The sequence below is a fragment of the Streptomyces sp. NPDC039736 genome (genome assembly GCF_055596485.1).
Map to the genome: position 1 here is coordinate 202,918 of NZ_JBVIUQ010000002.1, position 20,853 is coordinate 223,770.

Annotated in this window: 15 protein-coding genes; 10 read left to right on the forward strand and 5 right to left on the reverse strand. The window is 69.2% G+C overall.

Annotation, left to right across the window (positions count from 1 at the left end; translation table 11 throughout):
* Nucleotides 1–21: 21 nt before the first annotated feature.
* The gene (locus tag ACZ56L_RS05865) at nt 22–2,751 is read right to left on the reverse strand and encodes a transglycosylase domain-containing protein (protein WP_471062019.1); all 2,730 of its coding nucleotides are present in this window, start codon (nt 2,749–2,751) and stop codon (nt 22–24) included.
* Nucleotides 2,752–3,140: 389 nt separating this feature from the next.
* Here ACZ56L_RS05865 and ACZ56L_RS05870 point away from each other — a divergent pair, with 389 nt between their 5' ends.
* The 3 genes from ACZ56L_RS05870 to ACZ56L_RS05880 all read left to right on the forward strand — a co-directional run bounded on the left by ACZ56L_RS05870 (nt 3,141) and on the right by ACZ56L_RS05880 (nt 6,322).
* Complete coding sequence (locus tag ACZ56L_RS05870; RefSeq protein ID WP_471062022.1) at nt 3,141–3,821, forward strand: PadR family transcriptional regulator; 681 nt, start codon at nt 3,141–3,143, stop codon at nt 3,819–3,821.
* Between the two features lie 50 nt (nt 3,822–3,871).
* Nucleotides 3,872–4,954 carry an inositol-3-phosphate synthase gene (locus tag ACZ56L_RS05875; protein WP_345220875.1) on the forward strand — a complete coding sequence of 361 codons (1,083 nt, stop codon included), beginning with the start codon at nt 3,872–3,874 and terminating at the stop codon, nt 4,952–4,954.
* An 84-nt stretch (nt 4,955–5,038) separates the two neighbouring features.
* Complete coding sequence (locus ACZ56L_RS05880; RefSeq protein WP_471062026.1) at nt 5,039–6,322, forward strand: MFS transporter; 1,284 nt, start codon at nt 5,039–5,041, stop codon at nt 6,320–6,322.
* A gap of 128 nt (nt 6,323–6,450) precedes the next feature.
* On the opposite strand, the gene ACZ56L_RS05885 is transcribed toward ACZ56L_RS05880, so the two are convergent.
* Nucleotides 6,451–7,917, reverse strand: coding sequence for a CCA tRNA nucleotidyltransferase (locus tag ACZ56L_RS05885; protein WP_471062029.1), 1,467 nt, complete (start codon nt 7,915–7,917; stop codon nt 6,451–6,453).
* A 181-nt stretch (nt 7,918–8,098) separates the two neighbouring features.
* Between ACZ56L_RS05885 and ACZ56L_RS05890 the strand changes: the two genes are divergently transcribed.
* The 7 genes from ACZ56L_RS05890 (at nt 8,099) to trxA (ending at nt 17,608) form a co-directional block, all read left to right on the forward strand.
* Nucleotides 8,099–10,414 (forward strand): DUF6049 family protein, encoded by a 2,316-nt coding sequence (locus ACZ56L_RS05890; RefSeq protein ID WP_471062032.1) that lies wholly within the window; start codon nt 8,099–8,101, stop codon nt 10,412–10,414.
* A gap of 52 nt (nt 10,415–10,466) precedes the next feature.
* Complete coding sequence (murJ, locus tag ACZ56L_RS05895; RefSeq protein ID WP_345220884.1) at nt 10,467–12,617, forward strand: murein biosynthesis integral membrane protein MurJ; 2,151 nt, start codon at nt 10,467–10,469, stop codon at nt 12,615–12,617.
* Between the two features lie 120 nt (nt 12,618–12,737).
* A complete protein-coding gene (locus ACZ56L_RS05900; protein WP_471062036.1) occupies nt 12,738–14,474 on the forward strand; it encodes a protein kinase family protein in 1,737 nt (578 codons plus the stop codon).
* Between the two features lie 30 nt (nt 14,475–14,504).
* Nucleotides 14,505–15,209: an RNA polymerase sigma factor SigM gene (gene sigM / locus ACZ56L_RS05905; protein WP_401755202.1), complete on the forward strand. Its 705-nt coding sequence runs from the start codon at nt 14,505–14,507 to the stop codon at nt 15,207–15,209.
* Complete coding sequence (locus tag ACZ56L_RS05910; protein WP_471062040.1) at nt 15,206–16,132, forward strand: hypothetical protein; 927 nt, start codon at nt 15,206–15,208, stop codon at nt 16,130–16,132. The genes sigM and ACZ56L_RS05910 overlap by 4 nt, the downstream gene beginning before the upstream one ends.
* Nucleotides 16,133–16,256: 124 nt before the next feature.
* On the forward strand, nt 16,257–17,231 hold the full coding sequence (gene trxB / locus ACZ56L_RS05915) for a thioredoxin-disulfide reductase (protein ID WP_345220894.1): 975 nt from the start codon (nt 16,257–16,259) through the stop codon (nt 17,229–17,231).
* 44 nt (nt 17,232–17,275) lie between these two features.
* Nucleotides 17,276–17,608 (forward strand): thioredoxin, encoded by a 333-nt coding sequence (trxA, locus tag ACZ56L_RS05920; protein ID WP_189822535.1) that lies wholly within the window; start codon nt 17,276–17,278, stop codon nt 17,606–17,608.
* A gap of 68 nt (nt 17,609–17,676) precedes the next feature.
* Here the strand turns inward: trxA and ACZ56L_RS05925 are convergent, their stop codons facing one another.
* From ACZ56L_RS05925 to ACZ56L_RS05935, 3 genes are all read right to left on the reverse strand, one after another.
* Nucleotides 17,677–18,294, reverse strand: coding sequence for a GNAT family N-acetyltransferase (locus tag ACZ56L_RS05925; protein ID WP_468690894.1), 618 nt, complete (start codon nt 18,292–18,294; stop codon nt 17,677–17,679).
* A gap of 300 nt (nt 18,295–18,594) precedes the next feature.
* Nucleotides 18,595–19,695: a ParB/RepB/Spo0J family partition protein gene (locus ACZ56L_RS05930; RefSeq protein WP_345220900.1), complete on the reverse strand. Its 1,101-nt coding sequence runs from the start codon at nt 19,693–19,695 to the stop codon at nt 18,595–18,597.
* On the reverse strand, nt 19,692–20,768 hold the full coding sequence (locus ACZ56L_RS05935; RefSeq protein ID WP_468688349.1) for a ParA family protein: 1,077 nt from the start codon (nt 20,766–20,768) through the stop codon (nt 19,692–19,694). Before ACZ56L_RS05935 ends, ACZ56L_RS05930 begins: the two co-directional genes overlap by 4 nt.
* Nucleotides 20,769–20,853: the final 85 nt, after the last annotated feature.

Consider the following 20,853-nt stretch of genomic DNA (forward strand, 5'->3'; position numbering starts at 1 on the left):
TCGTCGGCGTGACGGCCGGGGTCAGCCGAAGATGCCGCCGCCTCCGTTGCCGTTGGCGTTGCCGCCTCCGTTGTCGCCGCCGTTGTCCCCGCCCGGAGGCTTGGTCTCCTCCGGCGGGCGGCCCGGGTCGCCGCCGCCGTTGTCGCCGCCCTTGTTGTCGCCGCCCTTGTTGTCGCCGCCGCCGTTCTGGTTCTGCTTGCACTCCCAGTCCCAGAACTCGCACTCCTTGTCGCCGCCGTCCGGCGGCTCCGGGGGCGGGGTGTGGGCCGGGGGAGTGTTCACCGGCGGTGTCGTCACCGGGGGCGTGTCCGAGGGGGTCGGGTCGGGCGTGTCGGTCGGCGTGGGCTCCGGGCTCTTGGCACCGCCGCCCCAGACCGTCTCGCCGATGGGCTCGGGCACGGGGAACTTCTTGGGGTCCGTTCCCTTGAGCGCGGTGACCATGTAGTCGCGCCAGATCTCCGACGGGAACGAGGCGCCGTGGATCTTCTCCTGGCCGCCCGTTCCGAACATCTTCAGGAACGCCCGCTTCTTGTTCTCCGCGTTGTCGTCCAACCGGTACATGTCGATGGCGGTCGACAGCTGCGGTGTGTACCCGACGAACCAGGCGGACTTGTTGCCGTCGGTCGTGCCCGTCTTGCCCGCCACCTCGCGGCCCGGAATCCGGGCCTTGGTGCCGGTGCCCTTCTCCACGACGTTCTTCAGCACCTCGGTGACGTTGTCGGCGACGTTCTTGGAGATCGTCTGCTCGGCCTTGGCCTCCGGGTCCGACTTCCGCTCGTACTTGGTCACGCCCTCCTTCTCCACCTTGACGACGGAGTAGGGGTCGTTCTGCTTCCCGCTGGCCGCGAAGGTGGCGTAGGCGCCCGCCATCCGGATGGCGCTCGGGTCGGAGATGCCGATGGAGAACGACGGAACGTCGCCGCCGCCCAGGCTGCTCTTCAGCAGACCCGCGTTGATCGCCATCTCCCGGACCTTGCCGACCCCGACGTCCATGCCCAGTTGCACATAGGGCGAGTTGGCCGACACCTCCATCGCCTTGCGGAGGTCTATGTCGCCGTACGACTCGTCACCGTCGTTGGTCTGGAGCCACTCCAGACCCTTCTCGTTCCGCCAGACGCTGCCGTCATATTCCTTGATCTTCAGCTTGTTCTTGCCGTTGTAGATGCTCTTGGGCGAGAGCTTGGTCCGCATGGATTCGCCCTGCTCCTTGCCGCCCTCGGGGTCGCGCTTGCCCCACTCCATCGCCGCCGCGAGGACGAACGGCTTGAACGTCGAACCGACCTGGGCGCCCGTCGTGTCGGCGTTGTTGGTGAAGTGCTTCGTGGCGTCGGTGCCGCCGTAGATGGCGACGATCGCCCCGTCCTTGGGGTTGACCGAAGCCCCGCCGAACTGCACGTGGGAGTCCAGGTCGGGGCGCTTCTTCGGGTCGATGTTCTTGTCGTAGACCTTCTTGACGGCCTTCGAGAGGGCTTGGACCTTGTCCTTCTGGAAGGTGGTCTGGATCTGGTAGCCGCCCTGGGAGAGCTTGTCCGAGTCGATGTCCGTGTTGTTCAGGATGTACGACTTCGCCAGGTCGACCAGGTAACCGACCTGCCCGCCGAGCTGCGCGTTCTTGCGCGGTGCGAGAGGCATGGGGAACTCGCGGTACTTGGCCCGGTCGCCGGCGCTCAGCGAACCGTCCTTGACCATCTCGTCCATGATCCAGCGCCACCGCTTCGTGGCGTTGTAGGTGTTCTGCTCCTTGGTGGCCCGGGGGTCGATCTCGGGCGCGCCGGCGGGGTCGTAGTACGTCGCGCCCTTGAGGACCGCGGCGAGGAAGGCGCACTCGCTCGGGTTGAGGTCCTTCGCGTCCTTGTTGTAGTACGCGCGGGCAGCCGCCTGGAGTCCGTAGGCACCGCGTCCGTAGTACGAGACGTTGAGGTACCCCGCCATGATCGTGTCCTTGCCCTCCTCGATGCCGACCTTCATCGAGATGAAGAGCTCCTCGGCCTTCCGGGTGAGCGTCTGCTCCTGGCTCAGCCGGGAGTTCTTGACGTACTGCTGGGTGATGGTGGAGCCACCCTGGGTGTTGCCTCCCCTGGCCATGTTGAAGACGGCCCGGGCGATGCCCATGGGGTCGACGCCCTTGTCCGTCCTGAACGTCTTGTTCTCCGCGGAGATCACCGCGTTCTTCATGGCGTCGGGGATCTGCTTGATCGACAGCGCCTGGCGGTTGATCTCCCCGCCGGTAGCGACCATCTGGTCGCCCCTGGTCCCGTCGGGGTTCGAGTAGTAGTAGACGTTGTTCTGCGCCTTGGCGGCCTTGTTGATGTCCGGAACGTCCACCATGGCGTACCCGATGCTGCCCGCCGCCATCACCGCACCGACGAAGCCGATGCCCAGCCCCGCCACCTGCTTCCACGACGGAACGAACCGCTGCCACCCGTACTTCGTGGAGCGCGGGTAGTCGATGAACCTCTTTCTGCCCGGCGGCTGTCCGCCTCTTCCGCGGCCGGGGCCCTCGGGGCCGCCCCGGCCGCCGCCTCCTCCGCGCCTGCCGCCGCCACCGCCACTGCCCCGCTGGGCGGCACGACGCGCCTCGGCCCTTCCTCCGTACGGACGTTCCTGCCCGTACGCACCGGACTGCGACCCCTCGGAAGCACCGGGGGGCGGCGGGGCCGCGCGGCGGCCTGACGGTTGCTGGGCGGCTTTCCTGGCCGCGGCACGCCCGCCGCCCTGAGGCTGCGGAGGCTTGCGACGGTGCTCGCTCATCGAACGACTACTCCTCGGGCAGGCGAGTTCGCCTGGAAGCGGCAGCTGAGTTCCGGTCCCCCCGAAATGCGAACGAGCCTTCCCACAGGCCCGCTCTCGCTACTCCCGGAAGCACGACGCCCCCTTGCGTCACGCGGCTTCCGGTGTTGTGCATGCCGCACAGACTACGCACGCTCAAAACCGCCTCAGTGCCGATGTTCACCCCAAATCAGGCAAGTTGCTTCCCACGAATTGATGATGTGACGCCGCTCACGGTGGCTGGCCTTGTCGCGGGCAGACGGCCGTTCTATCGTCTGGATGTATCGAGTCGATACATCGGTCCGGCATAAGATCGGCATAAGTGCAGGTCGACGGGCGGGACTTCACGACAGCGACAGGGAAGGCGAAGGATGAGCAGACGCTCCGGCATCCTCGAATTCGCCGTGCTCGGTCTGCTGCGCGAGTCCCCGATGCACGGGTACGAACTCCGTAAGAGGCTCAACACCTCGCTGGGCGTCTTCCGTGCCTTCAGCTACGGCACCCTCTACCCGTGCCTCAAAGCACTGGTCACACATGGGTGGTTGATCGAGGAGCCGGGCAGCGCCCCCGAGGACGCGCTCGCCGCCTCGCTCGCCGGACGGCGGGCCAAGATCGTCTACCGGCTCACGGCGGAGGGCAAGGAGCACTTCGAGGAGCTGCTCTCGCACACCGGTCCCGACTCCTGGGAGGACGAGCACTTCGCGGCCCGTTTCGCCTTCTTCGGGCAGACGGAGCGCGAGGTGCGGATGCGCGTCCTGGAAGGGCGCCGCAGCCGTCTGGAGGAGCGCCTGGAGAAGATGCGGGCCTCGCTGGCCCGCACCCGGGAGCGCCTGGACGACTACACCCTCGAACTCCAGCGGCACGGAATGGAGTCCGTGGAGCGCGAGGTGCGCTGGCTGAACGAGCTCATCGAGAGCGAGCGCGTGGGCCGGGACCGACTCCGGGCCGAGGACGCCGGCACGGCCGGTGACCACACATCAGGTGACAAGGGCGGACCGCCCCGGGACAGGGGTTCCACCCCGCCGGAAACGCCCGACGCCACCGCCAACTGAGGTCCTGCACTCCGCAGGTCTCGTACAGAACACACAGGGAGCAACCGTCAATGGGTTCCGTTCGCGTAGCCATCGTCGGCGTGGGCAACTGCTCTGCGTCGCTGGTCCAGGGCGTCGAGTACTACAAGGACGCTGACCCGGACGCTCGCGTGCCCGGTCTGATGCACGTCCAGTTCGGCGACTACCACGTCAAGGACGTGGAGTTCGTGGCCGCCTTCGACGTCGACGCCAAGAAGGTCGGTCTCGACCTCGCGGACGCCATCGGCGCCAGCGAGAACAACACCATCAAGATCTGCGACGTGCCGCCGACCGGCGTCACCGTGCAGCGCGGCCACACCCTCGACGGTCTGGGCAAGTACTACCGCCTGACCATCGAGGAGTCGGAGCAGGAGCCGGTCGACGTCGTCCAGGCCCTGAAGGACGCCCAGGCCGACGTCCTGGTCTGCTACCTCCCGGTCGGCTCCGAGGACGCGGCGAAGTTCTACGCCCAGTGCGCCATCGACGCCAAGGTCGCCTTCGTCAACGCCCTCCCGGTCTTCATCGCCGGCACCAAGGAGTGGGCGGACAAGTTCACCGAGGCGGGCGTCCCGATCGTCGGCGACGACATCAAGTCGCAGGTCGGCGCCACCATCACGCACCGCGTCATGGCGAAGCTCTTCGAGGACCGCGGTGTGCGCCTGGAGCGCACCATGCAGCTGAACGTCGGCGGCAACATGGACTTCAAGAACATGTTGGAGCGCGACCGCCTGGAGTCCAAGAAGGTCTCCAAGACGCAGGCCGTCACCTCGCAGATCCGCGACCGCGAGCTGGGTGACAACAACGTCCACATCGGCCCCTCCGACTACGTCGCCTGGCTCGACGACCGCAAGTGGGCGTACGTCCGCCTGGAGGGCCGTGCCTTCGGCGACGTCCCGCTGAACCTCGAGTACAAGCTCGAAGTGTGGGACTCCCCGAACTCCGCGGGCGTCATCATCGACGCGGTGCGCGCCGCCAAGATCGCCAAGGACCGCGGCATCGGCGGCCCGATCCTCTCCGCGTCCTCGTACTTCATGAAGTCGCCGCCGGTGCAGTACTTCGACGACGAGGCCTACGAGAACGTCGAGAAGTTCATCAAGGGCGAGGTCGAGCGCTAAGCACCACCGTCCTCCACGAGGAGGGGCCCGGGCAGCTACTGCCCGGGCCCCTCCTCGTGTCCGCTGTGTGTGACTCTTGCTCGCATGTCCGTCGTGCGTGATCTACGAGTGCTGCTGCGCCTGCCCGACTTCCGGCGCCTGCTGAGCGTGCGGCTGCTCTCCCAGTCCGCGGACGGCGTCTACCAGGTCGCCCTCGCCGCGTACGTCGTGTTCTCACCGGAGAAGCAGACCTCGCCCGCCGCGATCGCCTCCGCCATGGCGGTGCTCCTGCTGCCGTACTCGGTGGTAGGCCCCTTCGCCGGGGTCCTTCTCGACCGCTGGAGCCGTCGCCAGGTCTTCCTGTACGGCAATGTGCTGCGCGCGGTCCTCGCCGCCTGCACCGCCCTGCTCATCGTCGGATCCGCCCCGGACTGGATCTTCTACGCCTCCGCCCTGTCGGTCACCGCCGTCAACCGCTTCGTCCTGTCCGGGCTCTCGGCCGCCCTGCCCCGGGTGGTCGACGCCGATCGCCTGGTGATCGCCAACTCCCTCTCGCCGACCGCCGGCACCCTCGCCGCCACGCTCGGCGGCGGGCTCGCCTTCGGCGTACGGCTGCTCGGCTCGGACTCCGACGCCGTGGTCGTCCTGCTGGGCGCGGTCCTCTACCTCTGCTCGGCGCTGGCCTCACTGCGCATGAACCGGGAACTGCTGGGGCCCGAACCCGAACTGCGGCAGCCCAGGCTCGGTGCCGCGCTCGCCTCCACGGCGTACGGACTGCGCGACGGTCTGCGGCATCTGCGCGAACACCGCTCCGCCGTCCGTGCGCTGGCGTCGATGACCGTGCTGCGCTTCTGCTTCGGCGCGTTGACGGTCACGGTCCTGATGCTCTGCCGGTACGCCTGGACCGAGGAGCCCGCCCGTTCCGGCGGAGCCGACGGTCTGGCGCTGCTCGGCCTGGCCGCCGGGCTCTCCGGCGCGGGTTTCTTCACCGCGGCCGTGCTCACCCCGTGGGCCGCGAAACGATGGGGCCCGTACGGCTGGATGGTGGTGTGCACCGCCTCGGCCGCCGTCCTCGTGCCGGCACTGTGGCTGCCGTTCTCGCCCGTACCGGTTCTGATCGGCGCCTTCGTGCTGGGGCTCGTCACCCAGGGCCCGAAGATCGCCACCGACACGGTCGTGCAGTCCGCGGTGGACGACGCCTATCGGGGTCGGGTCTTCTCGCTCTACGACGTGCTCTTCAACGTCGCCTTCGTCGGTGCGGCGGCGACGGCCGCCCTGGTCCTGCCGACGGACGGACGCTCGGTGGCCCTGGTTCTGGGGGTCGCGGTCCTGTACGCGGCGGTGTCGGCGGCGCTGTTCCGGTGGAACCGGCAGAGGGAGCGCGCGTGATGTTTCACGTGAAACACGGCCCACCGTTTCACGTGAAACACCGCTCGTCGGCGCACGAGGAGCATCCGTTGCCGCACACGAAGACGGGCCGATGTTTCACGTGAAACATCGGCCCGTGCGACAGCCCCTCAGTCCTGCTGGGCCCACCACTCCTTGAGCGCGGCGACCGCGTCGTCGTGCTCCATCGGCCCATTTTCCAGCCGCAGTTCGAGCAGGAACTGGTAGGCCTTGCCGATCGCGGGACCGGGACGGATGCCCAGGATCTCCATGATCTGGTTGCCGTCCAGGTCGGGCCGGATCGAGTCCAGCTCCTCCTGCTCCTGGAGCTGCGCGATGCGCTCCTCCAGCCCGTCGTACGCCCGGGAGAGCGCGGCGGCCTTGCGCTTGTTGCGGGTGGTGCAGTCCGAACGGGTCAGCTTGTGCAGTCGCTCCACGAGCGGGCCCGCGTCGCGCACGTACCGGCGGACGGCCGAGTCGGTCCACTCGCCGGTGCCGTAGCCGTGGAAGCGCAGGTGCAGCTCCACCAGCTTCGACACGTCCTTGATCATGTCGTTGGAGTACTTCAGCGCGGTCATCCGCTTCTTGGCCATCTTCGCGCCGACCACCTCGTGGTGGTGGAAGGAGACACGGCCGTCCTTCTCGAAGCGGCGGGTGCGCGGCTTGCCGATGTCGTGCAGCAGCGCGGCCAGCCGCAGGACCAGGTCCGGGCCGTCCTCCTCCAGGTCGATGGCCTGCTGGAGGACGATCAGGGAGTGCTCGTAGACGTCCTTGTGCCGGTGGTGCTCGTCGCTCTCCAGGCGCAGCGCGGGCAGCTCGGGAAGAACGTGCGCAGCCAGTCCGGTGTCGACGAGCAGCGACAGCCCCTTGGCGGGGTGCGCGGACAGCAGCAGCTTGTTGAGCTCGTCGCGCACCCGCTCGGCGGAGACGATCTCGATGCGCTCCGCCATCGCGGTCATCGCGGCGACGACCTTGGGGGCGACCTCGAAGTCGAGCTGGGCGGCGAAGCGGGCGGCGCGCAGCATCCGCAGCGGGTCGTCGGAGAAGGAGTCCTGGGGCGTGCCCGGCGTGCGCAGCACCTTCGCCGAGAGGTCCTCCAGTCCGCCGTGCGGGTCGACGAACTCCTTCTCGGGAAGGGCGACGGCCATGGCGTTCACCGTGAAGTCGCGGCGGACCAGGTCCTCCTCGATGGAGTCGCCGTAGGACACCTCGGGCTTGCGCGAGGTCCGGTCGTACGCCTCGGAGCGGTACGTCGTGACCTCGACGAGGAAGCTCACATCGGTTTCTCCGACGCGGGCGTTCTTCTGGCACCCGATCGTCCCGAAGGCGATTCCGACCTCCCACACGGCGTCCGCCCACGGCCTGACGATCTTCAGTACGTCCTCGGGGCGGGCATCGGTGGTGAAGTCCAGGTCGTTGCCGAGCCGGCCCAGGAGCGCGTCCCGGACCGAACCCCCGACCAGGGCGAGGCTGAAGCCCGCCTCCTGGAAACGGCGGGCGAGGTCGTCGGCGACGGGTGAGACCCGCAGCAGTTCACTGACTGCGCGGTGCTGCACCTGGCTCAGGGCACTGGAGTGGTCTTCGTTGGCGTTCGGCACAACAGAAAAGGGTACGTGCCCCCGCCGGGCGCGATGTCCTCGTTTTCCGGGCCCCTGAGAGACTCGTGCGATCACGTGGCACGGTCCGCGGCACTTCGGTGCCGCGCGCATCGTTACCATGCGTGGACGCAGCAACCGGGCAACCATCAACGGCAGCCAACGAACAGGGACGGGCGGGCGCGTGGCCGAGGCGGCAGACTTTCAGGGGATGACTCCCTCTCCTGCCCGCCGATGGGCCCTGCGCGCGGCATCCCTGCTGGTCGGAGCGCCGCTTCTGGCGGCGACGGCACAGTTGCCGCCCGCACCGGCCGCTCAGGCCGCGGAGGAGGCCTCGGGGTCACGCACCGTGGACGTGTCGCTGGACTCGCTGGCTCCCGCGGCCCCGGTGAAGGGCGACACCGTGACCCTCTCCGGCACGGTGACCAACAAGAGCCGTACCCCCGTCACGGAGGCTCATGTCGGTCTGCGCGTCGGCAAGCCGCTCTCCGGCCGCACTCAGCTCGACACCGCGGCGGACCGTACCGGCTTCGTCGAGAGCGTCGAGCCGGACGAGCTGGAGACGTACGTCGTCAAGATCCCCGAACTGGCGCCGGGGATAAGCAAGGACTTCAGCCTGGCCGTCCCCGTCGACAAGCTCGACCTCGACGACCCCGGCGTCTACCAGCTCGGCGTGACTCTCTCCGGGAAGACCAGGGGACGCAGCACCGAGCGGGTGCTCGGCGTCGAGCGCACCTTCCTTCCCTGGCAGAGCAGCCCGGCGCAGCAGAAGACGCAGCTCACCTACCTGTGGCCGCTGATCTCCACGACTCGGCTGTCCGCGGAGACGGGCTCCGACGAGCAGCAGACCCCCGTCTTCGAGAACGACGACCTGGCCAGGGAGCTCGCTCCGGGCGGGCGGCTGGAGCAGCTCGTCTCGCTCGGCGACGAACTGCCCGTGACCTGGGTGATCGACCCCGACCTGCTCGCCACCGTCGAAGCGATGGTGAAGGGCTACACGGTCAAGGACAAGGCGACCGGCAGCACGTCCGCCGGCACCCGCGAGAACCGGAACGTCGCCAAGAACTGGCTGAACTCGCTGGAGAAGGCGGTGAAGGACCAGAAGGTGGTCGCGCTGCCCTTCGCCGACCCCGACCTGGCCTCGCTCGCCCACCGCGGCAAGCAGGTCCCCGGTTCCCTCAACCAGCTCCAGCGGGCCACCGAGGCCGCCGTGATCACCGTGGACTCGATCCTGCACGTGAAGCCGTCCACCGACTTCGCCTGGCCGGTGGAGGGGGCCGTCGACCCGGCGATCGTCAACGCGGCCACCTCCGCGGGCGCCCACCACGTGATCGCCCGCAGTGACAGCCTGGGTGAGGGCGGCAATCTCCGCTACACGCCGACCGCCGTCCGTCCCATCGGCGCGGGACGCACCGCCGTCGTCGCCGACGCGCGGCTCTCCACCGTTTTCCAGGGCGACATGTCCCGGGCGGAGAACTCGACGCGCGCCGTCCAGCAGTTCCTCGCCCACACCCTGGCGCTGACCCTGCAGGACGAGGACAAGCAGCGCAGCATCGTCGTCGCGCCCCAGCGCATGCCCAGCGTCACCCAGGTCCAGACGATGGCCGCCGCCCTGCGCGCACTGAGCGCCGGGCGCTGGACGCAGCCCCTCGACCTGGAGGCCGCGGCCAAGGCCAAGCCGGACCCCGGCGCCACCACCCGGGTGCCCGGTTCCGCTGCCTATCCGGAGGAGCTGCGCGACCGGGAGCTCCCGACCTCCGCCTTCGAGACCATCAAGGCCACCCAGCAGCGGCTGGACCAGTTCAAGGTGGTCCTGACCCGGCCGGAGCGGGTGGTCACCCCGTTCGGCAACGCCATAAACCGCGAGATGTCGACCTCCTGGCGCGGCAAGGACACCGCCGCGGGCGCCTACCGGGAGGACGTCCAGGGCTATCTGCTGGCCCTCACCGAGGAAGTCAATCTGATCGAGAAGTCCACGGCGACCCTTTCGGGCCGCAGCGCGACGATCCCGGTGACGGTGCAGAACAAGCTGGTGCAGGACGTCGACCACCTGGTGCTGCGCCTCCGCTCGACCATGCCGACCCGGCTCAAGCTGGGCGAGGGCGAGGGCCAGGCGGAGACCCGTGTGCCGATCAAGGTCCGCGGCGGGCACAGCCAGTCCGTGAAGATCCCCACGACCGCCAACGCCAACGGCAAGGTCCAGGTCGTCGCGCAGTTGTTCACCGAGGACAACACGCCGTACGGCCCGCCGATGCAGTTCACGGTCAAGGTCAACGAGGTCACCCCGACGATCATGCTGGTGATCGCCGGAGGTGTGCTCCTGCTGGTGCTCGCCGGAATCAAGATGTACTCGCAGCGCAAGCGCGCCGCCGCCCGGGACGAGGTCCCCGAGGACGGCACGGATCAGGACGAGAACCCCGAGCAGCCGAGTGATCCGCCCGCGGACACCGGTCCGGAAAGCGGGGAGCCCAAGGCCACGGGTGAGAAAGTGGACCGTTGAGCGATGTCATGATGTCGCGGCCGTCGGCCGGGGACGATGAGGTGGGGTTGCAATGAACGCGCCGTACGACGGTGACCGCGGCCAGCGCGCGGGCGGCGATGCGGCGGGCCACGCCCCGCCGCAGCAGCCCGCACCGGACGCCCCGGACGACCCGTACCTCCGCTCCGCCTACGACCACGACCCCTACCGGTCGCAGGACCTCTCCGCCCAGGACCCGGTGACCGAGGCGCTCTACGACCGCGCCGCGCACCCCCCGCCGCCGCCCGGCACCTACCCGGACACCCCGCCGCTCTACCAGCAGCCCGCCGCGCCCCGGCACGCCCCGGACCCCAGGGTGTGGGCCCAGACCCCGCCGCCCGAACCGGACGGCCCGTCCCGCCACCTGCCGTACGGGGACGACGCCCGCACCGTGCAGTTCACCGGCGTCGACGACCTGGTGACCCGGGCCGCCCAGGACGAGCAGCCGGAGAAGGACGCCTTCGCGCACCTCTACCGCGACCAGCAAACCCCGGGAATCCCCGCCCCGGCGGCCCCGGAACCGCAGGCGGCCCCGCCTGTCGCGCCCAAGAAGCCCGCGGGCCGCGCGGCGGGCCTCGTGAAGTCCAGCGCCGTCATGGCCATGGGCACCATGGTCTCCCGCCTCACCGGCTTCATCCGCTCCGCGCTGATCATCGCGGCGCTCGGCGCGGGTCTGCTCGGCGACACCTTCCAGGTGGCCTACCAACTGCCGACGATGATCTACATCCTCACTGTCGGCGGCGGCCTCAACTCCGTCTTCGTACCGCAACTGGTGCGGGCCATGAAGGACGACGCCGACGGCGGCGAAGCGTACGCCAACCGCCTGCTGACGCTGGTCACGGTCGCACTCGGCGCGCTCACCGCCCTCGCGATGGTCTTCGCGCCGCTGCTGGTGCGCTTCCTGTCGGTGCCGATCTCCAGCAACCCGGAGTCCAACGACGTCGCGGTGACCCTGCTGCGCTACTTCCTGCCCACGATCTTCTTCATGGGCGTCCACGTGGTGATGGGCCAGATCCTCAACACGCGCGGCAAGTTCGGCGCCATGATGTGGACCCCGGTCCTCAACAACATCGTCATCATCGCCACCCTCGGCATGTTCATCTGGGTGTACGGCACCTCGGCGAGCTCCGGAATGACCGTCTCGACCATCCCGCCGGAGGGCGAGCGCCTGCTGGGCGTCGGCGTCCTGCTGGGCCTGGTCGTGCAGGCCCTGGCGATGATCCCGTACCTGCGCGAGACCGGTTTCAAGCTGCGTCCGCGCTTCGACTGGAAGGGCCAGGGCCTCGGCAAGGCGGCCAAGCTGGCCAAGTGGACGATCCTGTTCGTCCTCGCCAACCAGGTCGGCGCGGTCGTCGTCATCCAGCTCGCCACCGCCGCCGTCGGCAAGCACGGCGAGGGCATCGGTTTCGCCGCCTACGCCAACGCCCAGCTGATCTGGGGCCTCCCGCAGGCCATCATCACCGTCTCCCTGATGGCCGCCCTGCTGCCGAGGCTCTCGCGTTCGGCCAACGAGAACGACGCGGGCGCCGTCCGCGACGACATCTCGCAGGGGCTGCGCACCACCGCCGTGGCCATCGTCCCGATCGCCTTCGCCTTCCTCTCCCTCGGCGTGCCGATCTGCACCCTGATCTTCGGCTCCTCGGGCATCACCGCCGCCACGAACATGGGGTACATGCTGATGGCCTTCGGCCTCGGCCTGATCCCCTATTCCGTGCAGTACGTCGTCCTGCGCGCCTTCTACGCGTACGAGGACACCCGCACCCCCTTCTACAACACGGTCATCGTCGCCGCCGTCAACGCCGGCGCCTCGGCCCTGTGCTACCTGCTGCTGCCCGACCGCTGGGCCGTCACCGGCATGGCGGCCGCCTACGGCCTCGCCTACGCCATCGGTGTCGGCATCGCCTGGCAGCGGCTGCGCAAGCGGCTGGGCGGCGACCTGGACGGCGCGAACGTCCTCCGTACGTACGCACGTCTCGCGATCGCCTCGATTCCCGCAGCCATGCTTGCCGGTGGAGTGGGGTACGCGCTCTCCCAGGCCCTCGGCAAGGGGGTCCTCGGTTCGATCGCGGCGCTGGTCGTCGGCGGTGCGGTCCTGCTCGGAGTCTTCTTCGTCGCGGCGAAGAAGATGCGCATCGCGGAACTCAACGCCCTGGTCGGCATGGTCCGCGGACGCCTCGGCCGCTGAGCCGGCGAAGCGCCCGGGGCGCCCCCGCCCGCCGCCGCATGTCGTGCGCGGCGGCGGACTGTGGGCACAATTGGCAGGGCTGCACAGCAGCGCGCAACGAATGGGGAGGCAGGAACGACGGTGGCGGAACGTAGCACGGCTGCCGTCGACGTGGCCGACAACAGCGGTGACGGTCCCACTCCCGCCCCCGGCGGAGCAGGACCGGTCACCGCCTGTGCGGACGGGGCCACGGCCGACGGGGTGGCGGAAGGCCAGGACACACCGGAGATGAGCACGCAGGACGAGCCCGGTACGAAGAAGGGCACGGAGTCCGCGATCGTCGCGCCCGAACTCCACAGCGGCCACAAGCTGGCCAGACGCTACCGACTGGAGGAGTGCCTCACCCGGCTCGACGGCTTCAGCAGCTGGCGGGCCGTCGACGAGAAGCTGCGCCGAGCCGTCGGGGTCCACCTGCTGCCCGCAGACCATGCCCGGGCCCGTTCCGTGCTCGCCGCGGCCCGCGCCTCCGCACTGCTGGGCGACCCCCGCTTCGTGCAGGTCCTGGACGCCGTCGAGGAGAACGACCTCGTCTACGTCGTCCACGAGTGGCTGCCCGACGCCACCGAGCTGACCGCCGTCCTCGCCTCCGGCCCGCTGGAACCGCACGACGCGTACCAGCTGGTCAGCCAGGTCTCCCAGGCCATGGCCGCCGCCCACCGCGAGGGCCTGGCCCACCTCCAGCTCACCCCGAACGCCGTCCTGCGCACCTCCACCGGCCAGTACCGCATCCGCGGCCTCGCGGTCAGCGCCGCCCTGCGCGGCATCACCTCCGAGCGCCCGCAGCTCGAAGACACCGAGGCCATCGGCGCCCTGCTGTACGCGTCGCTGACCCAGCGCTGGCCGTACGAGAGCGACGCCTACGGCCTCACCGGGCTCCCCAAGGGCATCGGGCTGATCGCCCCCGACCAGGTGCGGGCCGGCGTCCACCGGGGCCTGTCCGAGCTCGCCATGCGGGCTCTGGCCAACGACGGCGCGACCGCGTCCCGGCAGGAACCGCCCTGCACGACCCCCGACGAGCTGGCCAAGGCGGTGGCGGCGATGCCCCGCGTCCGCCCGCCGGAGCCCGAGTTCGCCCCCCGTCCCGAGTACCAGCGCACCACGTACCAGCAGGGCGCCTACGGGCGTCCGCAGCCAGGGCCCGCCGCCGCCCCGCAGCCCGTGCAGCCGCCGCCCCGTCCTCTGCAGAGCCGTACCGGCCGGGCCCTCAAGTGGGGGGTCGCCTCCCTCCTGATCGCCGCCCTCGGCCTCGGGAGCTGGCAGCTCGCCGACACACTCCTGGACCGCAACAAAGTGGCCGAACCCACGGAGATCACCACCAACCAGGGCGGCAACGAGAAGCCCAGGCCCGCCGGGCCAGTCGCGATCAAGGACGCCCGTGAGTACTACCCGGACGGCAAGGCGCAGCACCCCGAGGACGTCGACAAGACCTACGACGGCGACAGCTCGACGTACTGGCGCTCCTACTCCTTCAAGGGCGGCCCGGTACTCGCCCCGTTCAAGCAGGGCGTCGGCATCGTCTACGACCTCGGCGAGGCCAAGGACGTGTCGACCGCGTCGATACAGCTGAACTACAGCGGCAACAAGACCGCCATCTCCCTGTACGCCGCGAAGTCCCTCTCCTCGTCGACCCCTCTCGACTCGATGAAGAAGTTCGCCTCCACGGAGACCGAGGGCAAGACGGCCTCCCTGCGGGCAAAGTCTCCTGTGAAGACCCGGTACGTACTTGTGTGGATCACGGCCATGCCGCAGGCTCCCTACGACCAGTACAGCGACGCCGGGTACAAGCAGGCCATAACCGATGTGAAGTTCACAGGCTGACTCAGCCGCCGGGGGGAAGGGGGCTCACCGTTGGACGAGGTCACACTGCGCGATGCCGACGACCAGGAACTCCTGGCCCAGCACGTCGGAGGAGACCCCGACGCCTTCGGTGAACTCGTACGCCGCCACCGCGACCGGCTGTGGGCCGTGGCCCTGCGCACGCTCGGCGACCGGGAGGAGGCCGCCGACGCGGTGCAGGACGCCCTGGTCTCCGCCTACCGGGCCGCCCACACCTTCCGCGGCCAGTCCGCCGTCACCACCTGGCTGCACCGGATAACCGTGAACGCCTGCCTGGACCGCGCCCGCAAGGCCGCCTCCCGCAAGACCTCGCCCGTGGACGACGCCGACCGGCTCGACCAGCTCCTGGAGCCCCACGAGTCCGCCGAGGCCCCCGCTGAACGCCAGGACCTGCACCGCGAGCTCCTGGCCGCGCTGCGTACCCTCCCGGCCGAGCAGAGAGCCGCACTCGTCCTCGTGGACATGCAGGGATACCCGGTGGCCGAGGCCGCGCGCGTCCTCGACGTCCCCACCGGAACAGTGAAAAGCCGCTGCGCACGCGGCCGCGCCAGGCTCCTTCCTCTTCTCACTCATCTGCGCAGCGGAACCGGGGGTAACGAGGACCGCGGAGGGGGAAGGAACCGGAGGCCGGGGACATCCGTCCCACCGGCAACGGAACCGAGGGACGCAGGGCCGAACGGTCCTGCCGCTGTGAAGGGCGGAGGTGGGCGCGCGTGACATCCACGACCGGAACGGCTCAGCACCCGGATGTCGCGGAGATCTCCGATCTCACGGAGGGGCTGCTGTCGCCGTCCCGCGCTCAGGACGTACGCCGTCACGTCGACGACTGCGAGCTGTGCGCCGACGTCCAGCTGTCCCTGGAGGAGATCCGCGGACTGCTCGGCACGCTGCCGGGGCCGCAGCGGATGCCCGCCGACATCGCCGGCCGCATCGACGCCGCCCTCGCCGCTGAAGCCCTGCTGGACTCCACGGCCCCCGGAGCGAGCTCCGACACGGCCCACGGTGTTTCACGTGAAACGACGGCCGCCGATGTTTCACGTGAAACGGCAGCAGGCGATGTTTCCCGTGAAACAACACAGGCTCCTGCCCGGCCGGCCGCAGGCCGCCCCGCGGGCCGTGCTCGTGGAACGACCGGTCCCGGTCGCTCCTCCCAGCGCACGCCACGGCGCCGTGCCGTGTGGAGCGCCGTACTGGGTGCCGCAGCCCTGGGCCTGGGCGTCCTGCTCGTCCAGAACCTTCCGGCCGACGGCAACGACGCCGACCATCCGAACGCAGCCAAGGCCCAGACCCCGCAGTTCGCCGGCACCCCGCTGGAAACACAGGTGGATGCTCTGCTGGACCCTCCCAAGCCCGTGCGGAGCGACAAGAACGCCCCCTCGGTCGACGTCCAGGAGAAGACGCCCTTCGCGGTGCAGACCGTCGCCGTCCCCGCCTGCGTGCAACAGGGCACCGGCAGGTCCGACGCCCCGCTCGCCGCCAAGCAGGGCTCCTACGAGGGCAAGCAGGCCTTCCTCCTCCTGCTCCCGCACACGTCCGACCCCAAGCAGGTCCAGGCGTACGTCGTGGACGCGGCCTGTGTGAAGACGGCGCCCGCGGGCAAGGGCGAGCTGCTGCTGACGCATGGCTACCCCCGCGGCTGACCCGCGCGCAAAGCGGACGTCCGGCTCGGGAATGCCAGCCCCGTAGTATCCGTTGGGTGGGGTGAAAGGTTCAGACCGGGCCCCGGTTGGCAGTAAGCAGTCTGCAGAGACGAGGAAGAAACCCGTGAGCGACGTCCGTAACGTGATCATCATTGGCTCCGGGCCGGCCGGCTACACCGCCGCGCTGTACACCGCGCGCGCGTCGCTGAAGCCGCTGGTGTTCGAAGGCGCTGTCACCGCAGGTGGTGCCCTGATGAACACCACCGAGGTCGAGAACTTCCCCGGTTTCCGTGACGGCATCATGGGCCCGGACCTGATGGACAGCATGCGCGCCCAGGCCGAGCGCTTCGGTGCCGAGCTGATCCCCGACGACATCGTCTCGGTGGACCTCAAGGGCGACATCAAGACCGTCACCGACACCGCCGGCACCGTGCACCGCGCCAAGGCCGTGATCATCTCCACCGGTTCGCAGCACCGCAAGCTGGGCCTGCCCCAGGAGGACGCGCTCTCCGGACGCGGCGTCTCCTGGTGTGCCACCTGCGACGGCTTCTTCTTCAAGGACCACGACATCGCCGTGGTGGGCGGCGGCGACACCGCGATGGAGGAAGCCACCTTCCTCTCCCGCTTCGCGAAGTCCGTCACCATCGTCCACCGCCGCGACACCCTGCGCGCCTCCAAGGCGATGCAGGAGCGCGCCTTCGCCGACCCGAAGATCAAGTTCGCCTGGGACAGCGAGACCGCTTCCCTCGAAGGCGACCAGAAGCTCTCCGGGATCACGCTGCGCAGCACCAAGACCGGCGAGACCGCCCCGCTCGACGTGACCGGCCTGTTCATCGCCGTCGGCCACGACCCGCGCAGCGAGCTCTTCAAGGGCCAGGTCGAACTGGACGACGAGGGCTACGTGAAGGTCGAAGCTCCCTCGACCCGCACCAACCTCCCCGGGGTCTTCGCCGCAGGTGACGTCGTCGACCACACCTACCGGCAGGCCATCACGGCCGCGGGCACCGGCTGCTCCGCCGCGCTCGACGCGGAGCGCTACCTCGCGGCTCTCGCCGACAGCGAGAAGCTGGCCGAGCCCGAGAAGACCCCCGCTGTCTGAACCCCACCCCCACCCCACACCCCTGAGCAGTGAAGGAGGCCGCCGTGGCCGGCGACCTGAAGAACGTGACCGACGACTCCTTCGACGAGATCGTCCTCAAGAGCGACAAGCCCGTCCTCGTTGACTTCTGGGCCGCCTGGTGCGGTCCGTGCCGTCAGATCGCCCCCTCGTTGGAGGCCATCGCGGCCGAGCACGGCGACAAGATCGAGGTCGTCAAGCTCAACATCGACGAGAACCCGGCCACCGCTGCCAAGTACGGCGTCATGTCCATCCCGACGCTGAACGTCTACCAGAACGGCGAGGTCGCCAAGACCATCGTCGGCGCCAAGCCGAAGGCCGCGATCGTCCGCGACCTGGACCCCTTCATCGGCGAGTAATCACCGGCGCTGTTTCACGTGAAACACGGAGGCCCACCCCGCACGGGGTGGGCCTCCGCCCGTTCTCCCTAGAGCGGCCGCAGCACCGGATCCTTCTGCACGACCCCCAGCAGCTTGTCCAGCGCCAGCTCCACGTCTTCCTTCCAGGACAGCGCGGTCCGCAACTCCAGTCTGAGGCGGGGATGAGTGGGGTGCGGGCGGACCGTCTTGAAGCCGACCGACAGCAGATGATCCGCGGGCAGCAGACACCCGGGCTCCTTCCACCGGGCATCGCCGAACGCCTCGATCGCCTTGAAGCCGCGCCCCAGCAGGTCCTTCGCCACGGTCTGCACCATCACCCGCCCGAGCCCCTGCCCCTGGTAGCCGGGCACGATCAGGGACGTCATCAGCTGCACGGCGTCCGGCGACACCGGGCTGGTGGGAAACGCCGTGGCCCGGGGCACGTAGGCCGGCGGCGCGTACATCACGAAGCCCACCGGGACCTCGTCCACGTAGACGACCCGGCCGCAGGACCCCCACTCCAGGAGTACCGCGGAGATCCAGGCCTCCTTCTCCGACTCAGCCCGACCCGCCTCTATCGCCGCTTCACCGCGGACGGGGTCGAGTTCCCAGAAGACGCAACCGCGACACCGCTGGGGAAGATCCGCAAGGTTGTCCAGCGTGAGCGGTACGAGCCGACGACCCAAGGCCGTTCCCCACTTTCCTCGCCTGCCGCACCGCGGGCGGCACTCAGCGCGCTCCATTCCCGGAGCAGGCTGCCGACGAATCCGCCGACCGCGCCGATTCCCAGACCCGCAGTCACCAGTTGGCTCCGGCTCACCGATCGCATGGCTCCGTTCCCCCTCCGAGGTGGATCACAGTGGATGCGCCGTACCACGAGGCATCGTATCCATCGGGCCATCGGACGGGTACCGACGCAGCGCAAAGGGCGGGGGTGTTCCGGCCACTGCCGGAACACCCCCGCCCTGCACAGACGCCTCGGGGGGTCAGCTCTCCTGGTTCTGCCCGTCCTGCTCGCTCAGGCTCTTCTCCAGAACGCGTCCCTCGCCGGGGGCGAGCGTGCCGAGGATGCGCTCCAGATCCTCCACCGAGGCGAACTCGACGGTGATCTTGCCCTTCTTCTGTCCCAGGTCGACCTTCACCCGGGTCTCGAAGCGGTCGGACAGCCGCGAGGCCAGGTCCGACAGAGCGGGAGCCATCCGGGCGCCGGCCCGGGGGCCCTTCGGCTTGACCGGCTTCGCCGGCTCGGACTCCATCATCTTGACGATCTCCTCGGTCGTACGGACCGAGAGACCCTCCTGGACGATGCGCTTCGCGAGGTGCTCCTGCGCTTCGGAGTCCTCAAGGCCGAGGAGCGCACGCGCGTGGCCGCCGGAGAGCACCCCCGCCGACACCCGCTTCTGCACGGCCATCGGCAGCTTCAGCAGGCGCAGCGTGTTGGAGACCTGCGGACGCGAACGCCCGATCCGGTCGGCCAACTGGTCGTGCGTGCAGCCGAAGTCCTTGAGCAGCTGGTCGTACGCCAGGGCCTCCTCCACCGGGTTCAACTGAGCCCGATGGAGGTTCTCCAGAAGGGCGTCGAGGAGGAGCTTGTCGTCCTCCGTGGCCCGGATGATTGCCGGAATGCGCTCCAGACCGGCTTCCCGGCCGGCCCGCAGACGCCGCTCACCCATGATGAGCTGGAAGCTCTCCGGGCCCACCTGCCGTACGACGATCGGCTGGAGGAGGCCCACTTCCTTGATGGAGGTGATGAGCTCGGCCAGCGCGTCCTCGTCGAACACCCGACGCGGCTGCTGGGGGTTCGGCGTGATCGCGTCCAGCGGAAGCTCGGCGAAGAACGCCCCTACGGGCACCTGCAGAGCCGCCGTCTCGGCCTCCTGCTCCGGGGCCGCCGGTGTCCCCGGAGAGCGGGGCGGCAGCGGCGATGTTTCACGTGAAACATCGCTCTCCCGCAATGCGGTCACCTTGGCTGCGGCCACCCCGCGTTCCGCGGTCGCCGTGCCGGCCCCAGGAGCCTGCGGTTCCCGGGAAGCATTCGGAATCAGCGCCTGGAGCCCGCGCCCCAGTCCTCTACGTCGCTCGCTCATTGGACACCCTCCGCCACACCGTGCTGATTGTTCTGGTCGACAGCATGGGCGTGCTGCGCGTCATAAAAGACTCCGGCCCCCCGCAACGCGATCTCCCGCGCCGCCTCGAGGTACGACAGCGAGCCGCTGGAGCTCGGATCGTAGGTGAGCACGGTCTGCCCATAGCTGGGAGCCTCCGAGATCCGGACGGACCTCGGGATGCTGGTCTTGAGCACTTCCTTGGCGAAGTGACTGCGCACTTCCTCCGCCACCTGCGAGGCGAGCCTGGTCCGGCCGTCGTACATGGTCAGCAGGATCGTGGAGACATGGAGCTCGGGGTTGAGATGCCCGCGCACCAGTTCCACGTTCCGCAGGAGCTGGCCGAGCCCTTCCAGCGCGTAGTACTCGCACTGAATGGGGATCAGCACTTCCTGGCCGGCCACCATCGCGTTGACCGTCAGCAGCCCCAGGGACGGCGGACAGTCGATAAGGACGTAGTCCAGCGGCTGTTCATAGGCCTGGATGGCCCGCTGGAGCCTGCTCTCACGTGCCACCAGGGACACCAACTCGATCTCCGCACCGGCGAGATCGATGGTGGCGGGGGCGCAGAAGAGCCCTTCGACATCCCGGACGGGCTGGACCACGTCCGACAGCGGCTTGCTGTCGATCAGCACGTCGTAGATGGAGGGGACTTCGGAGTGATGGTCGATTCCCAGTGCCGTGGAGGCGTTGCCCTGCGGATCGAGGTCGATCACCAGGACCCGTGCACCGTGCAGTGCGAGCGAGGCGGCGAGATTGACCGTGGACGTGGTCTTCCCCACTCCGCCCTTCTGGTTGGCGACCACCATCACGCGTGTCTGCTCGGGCTTCGGAAGGCCCTCGCCGGTACGGCCGAGGGCATCCACCGCCATCTGGGCAGCACGCCCCACGGGGGCGTCGTCCGGCAGGGGCGATGTTTCACGTGAAACATCGGCGCCTGCCGCTTCGGAACGGGGGCCGGGGACCGGATCGGTCATCGGTCCCGCGATGTTGGCGTCGGACCGCAAGGATTCACTCTCCTCGACTTCAGGCTCGTAGTGCTCAGAGCCTGTCACGCTTAGGGGGTCATGAACCAGTGAGGCCCGTCCCCCTGTGGAAGAACCCGCTCTTGTGGACAACCCCGTGACCCTTTCGGGTCTC